Below are 13,536 nucleotides of genomic sequence, written 5' to 3' on the forward strand. Positions count from 1 at the left end.
ACGGGCTACTTTAATCCCCGTTTACAATAAAAAAGGTAACCTTATGTGTTCTATTTTTGGTGTGCTCGACATTAAAAGCGATCCTATCGCATTGCGCCAACAAGCAATTGAAATGTCAAAACTGCTTCGTCATCGTGGCCCAGATTGGTCTGGTGTTTATTCTTCTGATAAAGCGATCCTTGTTCATGAACGTCTTTCTATCGTTGACGTGGATAATGGTGCACAGCCTTTATACAATCAAAATAATACACACATACTTGCGGTAAATGGTGAAATCTACAATCACAAAGAATTAGAAGCTGAATTAACTTGTGGTTACCAATTTAAAACTAAATCAGACTGTGAAATCATTCTTGGTTTATATGAAGAGAAAGGTAATGCGTTTTTAGATGATCTAAACGGTATCTTTGCTTTTTGTTTATATGACGAAGAAAAAGGCAAATACTTAATCGGCCGTGACCACATGGGGATTATTCCTTTGTATCAAGGTTGGGATGAGCATGGTAACTACTATGTTGCATCTGAAATGAAAGCTTTAACACCAATTTGTTCAAAAGTATCTGAGTTCCCACCAGGGCATTACTTAGACAGTGAAATCGGTGAATTAACTAAATATTACGTTCGTGATTGGATGGAATATGATGCAGTTAAAGATAATGGTGGCAGTGCTGCTGAAATTGGTAAAGCACTAGAAGATTCTGTTAAACGTCAATTGATGTGTGATGTACCTTACGGTGTTTTATTATCTGGTGGTTTAGATTCATCAGTTATTTCTGCAATCACGCAAAAATTTGCTAAACAGCGTATCGAAGACAATGATGAAACTGGCGCTTGGTGGCCACAACTTCACTCTTTCTCTGTTGGTCTTGAAGGTTCACCTGATTTAGCAGCAGCACAAAAAGTTGCTGATGAACTAGGTACTATTCACCACCCGATTATCTTTACCGTACAAAATGGTATTGATGCATTAAAAGAAGTAATTTACCACTTAGAAACTTACGATGTAACGACTATTCGAGCTTCTACACCAATGTACTTGATGGCACGAAAAATCAAAGCAATGGGTATTAAAATGGTACTTTCTGGTGAAGGTGCTGATGAAATATTCGGTGGTTACTTATACTTCCATAAAGCGCCTAATGCAAAAGAGTTCCATGAAGAGTTAAACCGTAAATTAAGCAAGCTACATATGTTTGACTGTTTACGTGCTAACAAATCAATGGCCGCTTGGGGTGTTGAAGCGCGTGTACCTTTCTTAGACAAAGAGTTCTTAGACATAGCAATGCGTACTAACCCTGAACTTAAAATGATCAAAGACGGTAAAATTGAGAAAAATATTCTTCGCGAAGCCTTTGATGGTCAATTATTACCTGAAGTATTATGGCGTCAAAAAGAACAGTTCTCTGACGGTGTTGGTTACAACTGGATTGATACACTAAAAGAGCATGTTGCGACGCTAGTGACGGATCAACAACTTGCTGCAGCAGAGTTCAAATTCCCTATTAACACGCCAGATACTAAAGAAGCTTACTTCTACCGTAGTATTTTTGAAGGCCATTTCCCACTAGACAGTGCGGCAGAATGTGTTCCTCATGGCAAATCTGTTGCTTGTTCAACGGTTGAAGCATTAGCATGGGACGCAAGTTTCCAAAATAATGCAGATCCTTCGGGTCGTGCTGCAGGCATCCATAATGACGCTTACGCACAAAAATAAGTATTATTATTGATTGATACAATAAAGCGCTCAATGAGCGCTTTTTTTATGGGCTTTTTTTATTGACCTTTTATGGACTTTTATAGGAAAGAGAGAAATGAAGAATACACTTTGTGTTTGTTGTAGTGGAAAAATCTATCAAGACTGCTGCCAACCCTTTCATGACCTACAACAAAAGCCAGCTACCTGTGAACAATTAATGCGATCTCGTTTTAGCGCATTCTGCTTACAACTCGGTGAATATTTATTCTCGACCTATCACCTTGATTATCTAGGTGATTTAACCGTGGCACAATTATCTGAAAAGTCATTAGATTGGAAACGCCTCGATATTATTAATACAACAATGGCTGCAGATACGGGAACCGTAGAATTTAAAGCTTGGTATGAAGATCAAGGACAATTAAGTTGCCATCACGAACTTTCTAACTTTGTGAAAGATCATCAACAATGGCTTTATTGCGACGGAACTTTTTATCCTAGTGAAAAATCAGGTAAGATACGGCGCAATGACACATGCCCCTGCGGTAGTGGCAAAAAATATAAAAAATGCTGTGCTTAACAGCAAAATTGAACCAATAGAGAAAATAATGGAAAAGAAAACATTACTAACAAATTGCCCCGACTCAAAAGGGTTAATCGCACAAATTACTAATATCTGTCAAAAACACCAATTAAACATCGTTAAGAATGATGAGTTTGTTGACCATCAATATAATCGTTTTTTTATGCGCACAGAGATTGAAGGCATTTTTAACGACCATACGCTATTAGCAGATTTAGATTTAAATCTACCAAAGGGTTCTACTCGCTCTTTGATCAGTGCAAACCAACGTAAACGCATTGTTATTTTAGTCACTAAGGAAGCACATTGTATTGGTGATATTTTAATGAAAAGTACCTATGGCGGTATTGATGTAGAGATTGCTGCGGTAATTGGGAATTACGATACCTTAGAAGATTTAGTCACTAAGTTCAATATTCCTTACCACACAGTAAGCCATGACGGTCTTACACGTGAAGAGCACGAACAAAAGGTATTAGAAGCGATTGCACCGTATACACCGGATTACGTGATTTTAGCTAAATATATGCGTATTTTAACGCCAAATTTTGTTGAAACCTATGCCAACAAATTAATTAACATTCACCACTCTTTCTTACCAGCTTTTATTGGTGCTAAACCTTATCAGCAAGCGTTTGACCGTGGTGTTAAAATCATTGGTGCAACGGCGCATTTTGTTAATAATGACCTCGATGAAGGTCCTATTATTACTCAGGATGTAGCACATATTGACCATGCTTATGATGCGGAAGCATTAGCAAAAGCAGGCCGAGATGTAGAGAAATCAGTATTAAGCCGCGCATTACAACGTGTGTTAGATGATAAAGTATTTGTATATGCTAACCGCACCGTTGTTTTTAGGTAATAGCTTTTATACTTATCTCTTTTATAGTTGTCTTGTATAGCTGTCTTGTATAGCTGTCTTGTATAGTTGTCTTTTATAGTTGTCTTGTATAGTTGTCTTGTATAGCTAGCTTTCCGTTTAAGAGTAAAAAGCGAGCAATAGCTGATAATAAAAAACCTTAACAATTGTTAAGGTTTTTTTGTTTGTAATTGGTCACTAAACAATAGATCAACTATTTAGCGTTATTAGTATTAAGACTTTGGTGTCATAAAGTCGCTTAATTCATCAAGCGAAGCCATTGTGACAAACTCACCATTTAAAGAAAAAGTCACTAATTCCCCTACTTTCTCTCCTCGTAATACCGCTTTTTCACCATTTGTATAAACAATATTATAATCAATTGTTTTACTATTAACTGGATTAACTTGCATCGAATACACCGATTTTTCAGCTGAGTTATGATCCACTTGTGTTTTTTGTAATGGTTTTAGAGGGGGTCTAGTTAAGGCTGGGTCCACTTTTTCATTCACTTTGTACATAGTTTTAACTTTAGAATCAAAAATATGTGGTTCGCCATTTAATGGGTTTTCACCTGTCCAAAACTCAAGTGCATTAAAAATAACAACATCAACAGCCAGTGTTAATGCATACACAGGGATCAATAGAATATTAATACCACCACGACCATAGCGATTGTCTACCACTTCCAAATTGAACTGCATCACCTTGTCAGTCACCGCATTACTACCCACACAAGCTGACAATGAGGTGGTTAGAGAGCCAACAATCACTATCATCGCCGTGGTTTTAGTGGCTCTTTTAGTTGTGAATTTAGCTATTTTACTTCCCATAAACACGTTTACCCTGATATATAACATTATAATTAATAAGATATTTTAAGGTATTAATTATACTTTAAAATGAAAACTTGAATTTATGACCGCACATTGAACATCAAGTTCAGAGCGGCCAGTATTAATCCCTAACCAATAAAAATATTCATATAATAAGAAGGTGATAGGTAAATTATTTACAGGGTCATTAACAAAGATCGAGCAGTTCAAGTAAAAAATCGAGACTGTAATAAAAACTGCGTCATTATTTGTAATTAAATGAATCTAAACACAGCTTAAGCGTAATGTACGCGTAACGGTTTATTTTCTAAGTCTAAGTTTTTATATTCATCTAATAAACTCACATCCATACCGATCGGAGAGGATGCATCAGTAGCGTAGGCACTCACCTCTTTATCATTTACAGAACTCGAGAGTGTTGATTGATAAGCGGCATTTACGCGTTGTTTTTTCAAAAGAGGTAAGTTGTCTAAAACATCATCAGGGAACTCGCCACTGACTTGCTTTGATAATAATGCTTCATTAGCCAGCAGTTGTTTAAAACGAATATCAGTGAGTTTGTTATTATGTAAGTCACTGTTCAACTCGGCTAAAACATTCGCGCTTGGCCCAGTATTAACTAGAGGTTGTGCTTTTGGCAAATCAAAATAAGCGCGTAGATCAATCTTCTTTTCTACTTCGCTTTGCTCAACTCGCCCAGTGAATTGCGCAAAATCACGCGCATCATCGGATAACAAACTTAATAACAAATTAAATTTATCACGAGTGCCATTTTGCACAGCAGTGTTTAGCTGCTGTCCTAATTGCCACTCGTTGATTAATATCTGTTGATTAAGTTGCTCAATATTCATACTAAAAGAAAGATTCCTTGTTGAAGTATTCTCTTTATCGGCAACAAATTGATTTTATTTAATGTTTTTTTAAAGTTTCTTCTTCACAAGCGAATTTTTTCTGATATTATCTCACTCGAAATAACGGAGGGGTTCCCGAGTGGCCAAAGGGAACAGATTGTAAATCTGTCGCGAAAGCTTCGGTGGTTCGAATCCACCTCCCTCCACCATTTCACTCCCCATGCAACTTCATTGCAAATATATAAAATCCCCTTTATTTATCTCTATTTAACTACTATTTTTTATTCACTAAAATTTATCTGTTTTTATTATTGCCTTGCCTTTAGTCTTTGATCTGCTTTACTGAATGTTAATCAATCATTTGATAAAGTGGTTGGTATTAATTATTGTTACATTTGTAATTGAATTAAGTGCTTTATAACTAATAATTATCAATATTAAGCTGTGCTTAGCAGTTGGCAGTTCATTAACTAGTGTATAAATGGTGCAAAATTAAATGCTTTATTATTACTTTTTGTTATTAATTAAAGATCCTCACAATGTTTAGTTATCGTAATAAAAAAATACTCATCGTCGATGACCAAAAAGCATTCCATGTAATGCTTAAAGCAATGCTCACTAATCAGGGGGCAGAAAACATCACGTTTGCAGAATCTGCAGAGCAAGCGGCGCGTATAACTAACCTTGATCAATTTGACATCTACCTGTTGGACTACAACTTAGGTGGCGGTAAAAATGGAGTGCAATTATTTGATTACCTGAAGCGAAATGACTTAATACCTGAGCATGCGTTGTGCTTCATTATCACCGGGGACAGTAATAAAAAAATGGTATTGACTGCCATGGAAAAATCGCCCGATGACTACCTAATGAAACCATTTTCACCTATACAACTAAGTAATCGTCTCACAGCAGCAATGCAACGAAAGCAAGTACTGCAGGAAATAAATGAAGCAGTCAATAATGATAAGTTTGAGGTGGCGATTTCACTTTGCCAACAAAAGATTGATGCAGAACCTAAATTTCGTGCCCTATGTAAAAATGTATTAGCTGACATTTATATTCAAATGGGGCAATTTAGTAATGCAGAAAGAATTTTGAAACCAATGGTAGACCTAAGACCATTAGTACACCCGAGCATCAGTTTAGGTAGGTTATATTTTTTACAGGAAGATTATACAAAGTCTATTGAAGTATTAACGCGCTTAATTTCCTATGCGCCGATGCAAATGGAAGCTTATCAATGGTTAGCCCGTGCTTACAAACATGATGGGCAATTGCAAAATGCCTTGAATATATTAAGCCACGCGGCGACAACAACTCATCATAGTATTGAACGCCATCAGGAAGTGGCATTATTAGCCACGGAAATGGAAGAATACATTTTAATGCTAAGCAGTTATGCCTCTATCTTGCACTTAAGTCGTAACTCGTTTTATCCTGACCCATGTCATCTTGCCAATTATTTGCGCAGTATTGTTGCCTTTGCAAAGAAAGAAGATGATATGAAAAAGCGCAAAGATATATTAAAAAAAGTAGCTTCAACACTCTACCAAAGTCGCTTTGAAGAGGGTAAAAATAAAGATTTTAACTTCGATGGTTTTGACCAAATATATCAGGCGAATGTGCTGTTAGCACTTAATGAACCATTAAAAGCAAAGCGCCGTATATTTAATACTTTAAGCAATACGACTGAAGAAGTTGCAGATTTTGATACCACTTTTTTAACTGAAAGTTTATTTTCATTGCTAGATATAGGAGAATTTGAAGAGGCTAGCCCTTTTTTAGCTGAACTTGAGCAACGTAATATTGTAGATCAAAGTACTCAGCTTAGTATTAAAAAACATACTGGCGAATTACTTGATAACCGTATTAACAGTTTCACTAATTATAATAAATTAGGTATTAAATTTTTTAGAGAAAAACAATTCTCGCAAGCAATTGAAAGTTTTGATCAAGCATTAGCATTAGAGCCAGTGAATACCGGGGCATTATTAAACCGCTCTCAGGTATTTATTAAAATGTTGCAAGAAATGCCGCAGCGAAAAGATCATCAAGCACTAATTAAGCAATGTCAAAATAGTTTTATATTGCTTAATAATACGCACCTACCAGAGCAATATGCAAAACGTTTAAAAGCTTTACAACAAGAGTTAGCAGATATTCGAGCAAAGGTTAAGTAGCTTAAATAGCACTTAAAAATAAGTGCATGCTCAGCCTACTTTATCTTGTAATCGATAAAGCAGGCCATAAACATCATTAATCGGCTAATGTTTTAGCTGGACCAAATACTTCATAGAAAATTTGCGAATCGGCTACTTGTAAGGTTTTAAGTTGTTGATAAACAGCTTTCATCATCGCTAACGGACCACACAGATAAAATTCAGCTTCAGCCATTGGTAAGTCTGCTTTAATAGTTTCCATATTGATCATGCCTTGATGCTGTCCTTGATTGATTGTGTCAGCTTGTTGATAAAAAAGATGTCCGTTTGCTTTATTATCTGCGATTAATTTATCTAAATAGGGTTTAAAGGCATGATGTTCTTGATCTAGCGCACCATGTACAAAATGTACTTCTCGAGCCGGATAATCAACTACTAGTGTTTCTAACATTGCTTGCATTGGCGTAATACCAACCCCACCACTGATCAATACCACTGGGTTTTGCGAAGCGGTTAATACAAACTCGCCATAGGGATTAGACACTTGAATAACATCCCCTTCATTGAGTTGCTTATGTAGGTAATTGGAAATAACGCCTTCACCCTGCTCACTCGCTTCTTTTTTAACAGAAATTCGATAACCTTTAGCATCAAAAGCGCCCGAAAGACTGTATTGACGAATTTGATGATGCTGATGGCCAACGGGATGCAAATGCAATGCTATATATTGTCCTGCTTCATATTGACTCACTGCACCTTGGTCTGTAGGTTGCAAATAAAATGATGTAATTAAAGGCGTTTCTTGTTGTTTTGAAACAACAGTGAATTCACGCGTTGCTACCCAACCACCTTCTTTTTCAGCACTTTCTTGATACAGTTCTTTTTCTCGATCAATAAACACATTAGCTAACAAACCATAACCACTTGCCCAAGCAGCAAGCACTTCATCACCAGGGTTTAATATCTCTTTAATAGCAGCTAATAAAGCACTGCCAACTAATGGGTAATGTTCAGCTTTAATACCTAAACTCGCGTGCTTTTGAGCAATGCGTTCAACATCGCCTAAAATAACCGATAAATTATCAACGTACTTTGCAAAGGCATATACAGCCATTGCTAACGCTTGTTTTTGATTACCCGTTTTTTGATTGGTCATGTTAAAAATATTGCATAGTTCAGGATTATTTTGCAATAAAATTTGGTAAAAACGGCCAGTGATCTGCTCGCCATACTCTGCCAATGCTGGTGCACTTGCTTTAATTATTTTTATTTCATTATCAGTTAACATGACCTACCCCATAAGTTGCATTTAAAATACTTGTTAAAATTTATAATACGCATATTAAATGCTTCTTTTAAAACATGCAAACTAAATGCATAATAAGTTTCATTAAAAAGTCACTCGCTTTGCATGAGTCGCTTGAAATAATAAACACACTCGATGCCTATCGGCGTGCAAAGGATTAAAATGCAGTTAACTAAACATACGGACTATGCAATTCGCGTTTTGATTTATTTAGAAAAACGATATATTGAAATGCAGGATGGGAAAGACTCATTATCGACAGCAACGGATATTGCGTCGGTATTTAATATCTCTTTTAATCACCTTACTAAGGTCGTGCAACACTTGGGGCAAGCAGGCTTTATTGAAACGGTTAGAGGCAAAAGTGGTGGCGTAAAATTGGCCAGATCCGCTCACTTAATTAACTTAGGTGAGGTGGTACAAGCAATGGAAAAGTCATTGGACCCTGTCAACTGTGCCGAACCTCCCTGTCGACTAAGAAGTGCTTGCTTAGTAAAACCTATTTTAGATAAAGCAATGAATGCCTTTATTGAAGAATTGAAAAAATATACACTTGCGGATATTTGCATCGAAGAAAATAATGATGTGTGGCAGCTAAAACTGTCATAAATAATAGTAATTGTCATAAATAACGCAATTACATTCATAATAGCTGAACTTATAGCCATCCAGATGCCAAAGACAAAAGGTAAAAGAGAAAGACAAAAAAACTAACAAGCTGAAACGCTAAGGGCTATTTACTACTACTTTAATACCTGCCTAGCATAGGTTATTACTTGCTCGCTTAGTTGTTGCATCAACTCTCCTCCTAACTGCCAACAATGCCAGTACAAGGGAACTCGTAACTTATAGTCAGGCAAAATATCAATCAATCGACCAGATTTTAAGTGGCTTTGAACATTAAATATACTGTTGAAACTATAAGCTCCACTGGCTAATGTTATGTCTACAAAAGCTTCAGATGAACGTACTGTATGGCAAGGGTATTGCCCCATTTGTAATTGAAAATGTTCACGTAAAAAAGCTAAATGAATATCATCGCTTTGGTCAAAAGACATGGCCGGAGCAAGCTGTAAACTTTGTTTATTGACTCCCTGTTTAAAAAATCGATCAATAAATTCAGGGCTGGCAACACATACATATTCCATATAACCTAAAAAATGGCTATCACTACCACTAATCGCCTTAGCTTTGCTACTCAAACAAGCTAATGCTTCACCACTGCGCATTCTTTCCCAGGTAGTCGACTCGTCTTGCACAAACAAATTAAGCTGTACATTTTTCTCCTGTAACAATGGACTTAATGCAGTGATTAACCAACTCGCTAAGCTGTCTGCATTAACCGCCAAAGGTAAGGTTTGTACCTTGTTACTTTGCAGATCTAGCTGCTGATTTAACTCCACTTCCAATTGTAAAACGCGTTGATAATGGCCTAATAGCAAGCGTCCGAGATTGGATGACTGTGGTGGTGAAGAGCGAATTAATAATGGCTCGCCAAAGTGTTTTTCTAATAACTTAATACGCTGCGATACTGCAGACTGGGTAATAAAAAGGCGTTGGGCCGCTCGCTCAAAGCTTTGCTCGGTTACCACTGCATCGAGTGCTTTTAGTAATTTATAATCGATATTACTTAAATCCATCACTTACACCTTTTGTTTAAACCTTTGACTTAAAAACTTTAACTTAAAACCTTTAATTTAAAACCTTTAATTTAAAACGATAATTTAAAACGATAAATAAAGCTCTGAGCTTAATAGTTAGCTTAACTATTTAGCTCAAGCACTCACCTTACGCAAACGACTCATTATCTAATCAGAGAATGACTTGTTCACATGGCCACTTCATTAGTAAAACTAATCTAATATTAAATACATTAATTATACTAACACCAATAAAATATTTATAGTAACGCCCTCTTTCAGATAATCATTATTAATGAGTAATTATGTTAAGCACTTATTTTACCGGCCTCACCTTGATGGCGACTTTAATAATGCCCATTGGAATGCAAAACGCGTTTGTATTAAACCAGGGTATTAAGCGTCAATATCACCTATTTGTTGCCAGTTTCTGCTCTATTGCCGATGCCGTATTTATGTCTGCGGGTGTATGGGGAGGGGCAAAAGTATTTAATGCCTACCCTTGGTTATTAACAAGTATTGGCGTTATCGGTTCTGTATTTATGGCCTATTACGGTTTTTTATGTTTTAAAAGCGCATTTAAGGGTGGTAATAACCTCACTACCGACCATAAAAACCGTGGGTTCAAAGCTATTTTAATTGCCTGTTGTGCATTCACTATCTTAAACCCGCATGTTTACATTGATACTATTGTCATTTTAGGTGGTTTTGCCGCCAACTTAACAGCCGATCAACGCCCATGGTTTGTATTAGGAGGTGTGAGTGCTTCATTTATATGGTTTTTTGCTCTGGCTTTATTGGGTCAAAAACTAGCACCTATTTTATCCAAACCGAAAAGCCAACAGGTCATTGATTTTGTGATCGCTATTCTGATGTGGGTATTAGCAGCTTATTTATTATATTATGTCCTAATAAAATAATGATTTACGCTCATGAGGAAATAATTTGCACACCATTGCACAACTGAAAGCAGGTCAATTAATAGGTATTAAACGCCTACAAATTTCTGAAAAATTAACTGAATTTCCAATGGAAATTTTAACACTCGCAGATACCTTGGAGATATTAGATCTATCCAATAATCAACTAAGCACACTGCCAGAGCAAATATCTCAACTCACTAAACTGAAGATTATTTTTGCCTCTAACAACTGTTTTGAAGTATTACCCGTTGCCTTAGGGGCATGCCCATTATTAGAAATGGTGGGTTTTAAAGCCAACCAAATAAAAGAGGTACCAGCAAATTCATTACCTCTGTTATTACGTTGGTTAATTTTAACGGATAATCAGATAGTTACCTTGCCAGAAACATTAGGCGAGCGCCCTCGTTTGCAAAAACTCGCATTAGCAGGCAATCGTTTAACACACCTACCGGAAAGTGTTAGTAGATTAGAGAATTTAGCGTTATTACGTATTTCAGCCAATCAACTAAGCACATTTCCAAAACAGTTGTTAACGCTGCCTAAACTGGCTTGGTTTGCTTTTGCTGGTAATCCTTTTTGTCAAACCGATTTGCATATTCAAACTGTACCCGAAGTATCATCGGATCATTACACGTTATTAGAAGTACTTGGTCAGGGCGCATCGGGCGTTATCTATAAAGCACAATGGCATGAAACAACTGCAACCACTCTCTGTGACTTTCCTGAACAGGTAGCAGTTAAGGTATTCAAAGGCGAAGTCACTAGTGATGGTTATCCTCAAGATGAATTACAAGCTTGTTTAAAAGTAGGTGCTCATAACAACCTTATTGAGTCTATCGCACAGGTTAATGAAAAGGGTTATCTAGCATTGATCATGGCATTGATTCCAACACACTTTAAAAACTTAGGGTTGCCACCAGATTTTAACACTTGTACTCGCGATACCTTTGATCCAGAGTTTAGCCTACCGATAACTGCAATTGAAAAAATAGTAAATCAAATGCAACAAGTATTTGATCACTTGCATGATAATCAGGTTTGTCATGGTGATTTGTATGCACACAATACTTTATTTGATCAGCAAGCTAATATTATTTTTGGAGATTTTGGTGCCGCTAGTATGTACCACATGCTAACGCCTGAAATTCAAACTGTGATTAGAGGGATAGAGCATCGTGCATTGATTCATTTTATTGCAGATTTACTCAGTATTTGTGTTACCAAAGATAGGCACACAGAGGATTATCACACTTTAAAGGAGCGTGTTCTCAAAAGTTAGAATACGCTAAGTTTTTATCCTGAATTTTTATTAATAGTAATCAACTTAATCAGCAATCAAATGAGTCGTCTTTGTAAACGACTCATTTGATACGTTATATTCAACACTTCCAATAGCGGAAATTAACGTAAATCATCAACCACAGCTAACATTGCTACTAAAGATGCTTCACCTAGTTTTATTGAACGCTCAGGCGACCAACCCATGGTTGGGTCGGGTAAGTTATCGTTATCTTTAAATGGCATTTCTAAAGTATTTGCAAGACAATCAAATTGTTCTGCAACCCAATTAGTTGCCACGGTCATATTTGCTTCACCTGGCGCATCAACGTCATAACCAAATTGAGATTGGAAATCGGCACTGGCTAGTTTAAGTACGTCAGAAAAACGTTCACGTAATCCAGCAAGTCGTAGATTATAACTTGGAGCACCTTCAGAGCCAGCTAAAAATACAAAAGGCAAAGCTTCATCGCCATGAACATCATAAAATAGATCCACACCAGTCTCTTTCATCTTATTCACAACATGAAATACTTCAGGGCTTTTTTCTAAACTTGGGTTTAACCATTCACGATTTAAATTCACACCAAGAGCATTAGTACGCAGATGTCCACGCACACTGCCATCAGGATTCATGTTTGGCACCACATAAAAATTCGCTTTATCTAACAATAATTTAGCAGTTGAATTATCGCTATCTAACAAACTATGTAAGAGCCCATCCACCAGCCATTCTGCCATTGTTTCACCAGGATGCTGACGTGCTGTGATCCAAATATTACGTTTATTAGTATCCCCGTCTCCGATTTTAACCAAGGTTAAATCACGTTGGTCAATGGTTTCACCAAGATGCTCTAAACTGACTAATGGATGCATCTGCACTGCCGCTAATAAGTCTTGATGACGTTCATAACTGTAGGGAGCGAAATAAGCAATCTGAATGTTTTCGCAGTCCATATCGGCGACAATAGTGAGTTTTCCATCTTTATAAAATGTTGGTAATCTAAACCAATGTTGACGGTCATAGGAAGCTACCGCTTGGTAGTTTTCCCAGCCTTCAATGTAAGAGGCTTGACCAGCATTGAGAATATTAAGAATATATTGTTCACCAACCTCACCCTCTATGCGAAAGTTAAACCACTGAAAGAACTCGTTTCCAACATCAGGACGAATAGCCAGCTGAATATCTTTTTTATCATCTAAATTAATAACTTCAATATTGCCTGCATCGAAATTAGCAGTGATACGCATAGTCTTTCCTTTTTAATAAGTTGCTTTGAAGAGTTGATACCCATAATATTTCAAGAGTATAAATAGCATAAACGATCCCACGGCAAGCGCCTAGGGAAAGTGTTTTTAATAACGCCATAAATTAGATATGTGATCTCAACTCAGAATA

General features: G+C 36.7%; 12 protein-coding genes and 1 tRNA gene. 8 read left to right on the forward strand and 5 right to left on the reverse strand.

What is annotated here, in order from left to right:
• Nucleotides 1-43 precede the first annotated feature (43 nt).
• The 3 genes from asnB to purU all read left to right on the forward strand — a co-directional run bounded on the left by asnB (nucleotide 44) and on the right by purU (nucleotide 3,144).
• Entirely contained in the window at nucleotides 44-1,714 is a 1,671-nt protein-coding gene (gene asnB / locus MT391_RS13395) for an asparagine synthase B (protein WP_166369615.1), read from the forward strand.
• Between the two features lie 97 nt (nucleotides 1,715-1,811).
• Nucleotides 1,812-2,276 carry a YchJ family protein gene (locus MT391_RS13400; protein WP_499442606.1) on the forward strand — a complete coding sequence of 155 codons (465 nt, stop codon included), beginning with the start codon at nucleotides 1,812-1,814 and terminating at the stop codon, nucleotides 2,274-2,276.
• A 28-nt stretch (nucleotides 2,277-2,304) separates the two neighbouring features.
• Entirely contained in the window at nucleotides 2,305-3,144 is an 840-nt protein-coding gene (purU, locus tag MT391_RS13405) for a formyltetrahydrofolate deformylase (protein ID WP_166370008.1), read from the forward strand.
• Between the two features lie 230 nt (nucleotides 3,145-3,374).
• Here the strand turns inward: purU and MT391_RS13410 are convergent, their stop codons facing one another.
• Together MT391_RS13410 and MT391_RS13415 are read right to left on the reverse strand one after the other, a co-directional pair.
• The gene (locus MT391_RS13410) at nucleotides 3,375-3,974 is read right to left on the reverse strand and encodes a DUF3332 family protein (protein ID WP_499442604.1); all 600 of its coding nucleotides are present in this window, start codon (nucleotides 3,972-3,974) and stop codon (nucleotides 3,375-3,377) included.
• 278 nt (nucleotides 3,975-4,252) lie between these two features.
• The gene (locus tag MT391_RS13415; RefSeq protein WP_499498509.1) at nucleotides 4,253-4,828 is read right to left on the reverse strand and encodes a VC2046/SO_2500 family protein; all 576 of its coding nucleotides are present in this window, start codon (nucleotides 4,826-4,828) and stop codon (nucleotides 4,253-4,255) included.
• A gap of 125 nt (nucleotides 4,829-4,953) precedes the next feature.
• Here MT391_RS13415 and MT391_RS13420 point away from each other — a divergent pair.
• Both MT391_RS13420 and MT391_RS13425 read left to right on the forward strand, forming a co-directional pair.
• Nucleotides 4,954-5,037: transfer RNA gene (locus MT391_RS13420), tRNA-Tyr, on the forward strand.
• A 330-nt stretch (nucleotides 5,038-5,367) separates the two neighbouring features.
• Nucleotides 5,368-7,011: a response regulator gene (locus tag MT391_RS13425; RefSeq protein ID WP_166369609.1), complete on the forward strand. Its 1,644-nt coding sequence runs from the start codon at nucleotides 5,368-5,370 to the stop codon at nucleotides 7,009-7,011.
• Between the two features lie 76 nt (nucleotides 7,012-7,087).
• On the opposite strand, the gene hmpA is transcribed toward MT391_RS13425, so the two are convergent.
• Entirely contained in the window at nucleotides 7,088-8,278 is a 1,191-nt protein-coding gene (gene hmpA, locus MT391_RS13430; protein WP_499498511.1) for an NO-inducible flavohemoprotein, read from the reverse strand.
• Nucleotides 8,279-8,458: 180 nt separating this feature from the next.
• Here hmpA and MT391_RS13435 point away from each other — a divergent pair, with 180 nt between their 5' ends.
• Nucleotides 8,459-8,905, forward strand: coding sequence for an RrF2 family transcriptional regulator (locus MT391_RS13435; protein ID WP_166369605.1), 447 nt, complete (start codon nucleotides 8,459-8,461; stop codon nucleotides 8,903-8,905).
• A 134-nt stretch (nucleotides 8,906-9,039) separates the two neighbouring features.
• On the opposite strand, the gene MT391_RS13440 is transcribed toward MT391_RS13435, so the two are convergent.
• A complete protein-coding gene (locus tag MT391_RS13440) occupies nucleotides 9,040-9,936 on the reverse strand; it encodes a LysR family transcriptional regulator ArgP (protein ID WP_499498513.1) in 897 nt (298 codons plus the stop codon).
• 305 nt (nucleotides 9,937-10,241) lie between these two features.
• Between MT391_RS13440 and MT391_RS13445 the strand changes: the two genes are divergently transcribed.
• Nucleotides 10,242-10,856 carry a LysE/ArgO family amino acid transporter gene (locus MT391_RS13445; RefSeq protein ID WP_499498514.1) on the forward strand — a complete coding sequence of 205 codons (615 nt, stop codon included), beginning with the start codon at nucleotides 10,242-10,244 and terminating at the stop codon, nucleotides 10,854-10,856.
• A gap of 25 nt (nucleotides 10,857-10,881) precedes the next feature.
• On the forward strand, nucleotides 10,882-12,138 hold the full coding sequence (locus MT391_RS13450; protein ID WP_499498516.1) for a leucine-rich repeat-containing protein kinase family protein: 1,257 nt from the start codon (nucleotides 10,882-10,884) through the stop codon (nucleotides 12,136-12,138).
• 122 nt (nucleotides 12,139-12,260) lie between these two features.
• Here MT391_RS13450 and MT391_RS13455 read toward each other — a convergent pair whose 3' ends face one another.
• Entirely contained in the window at nucleotides 12,261-13,388 is a 1,128-nt protein-coding gene (locus MT391_RS13455; protein ID WP_166369597.1) for a M14 family metallopeptidase, read from the reverse strand.
• Nucleotides 13,389-13,536 lie beyond the last annotated feature (148 nt).

The organism is Vibrio sp. 1-Bac 57, assembly GCF_037546855.1.
Taxonomy (GTDB): domain Bacteria; phylum Pseudomonadota; class Gammaproteobacteria; order Enterobacterales; family Psychromonadaceae; genus Psychromonas.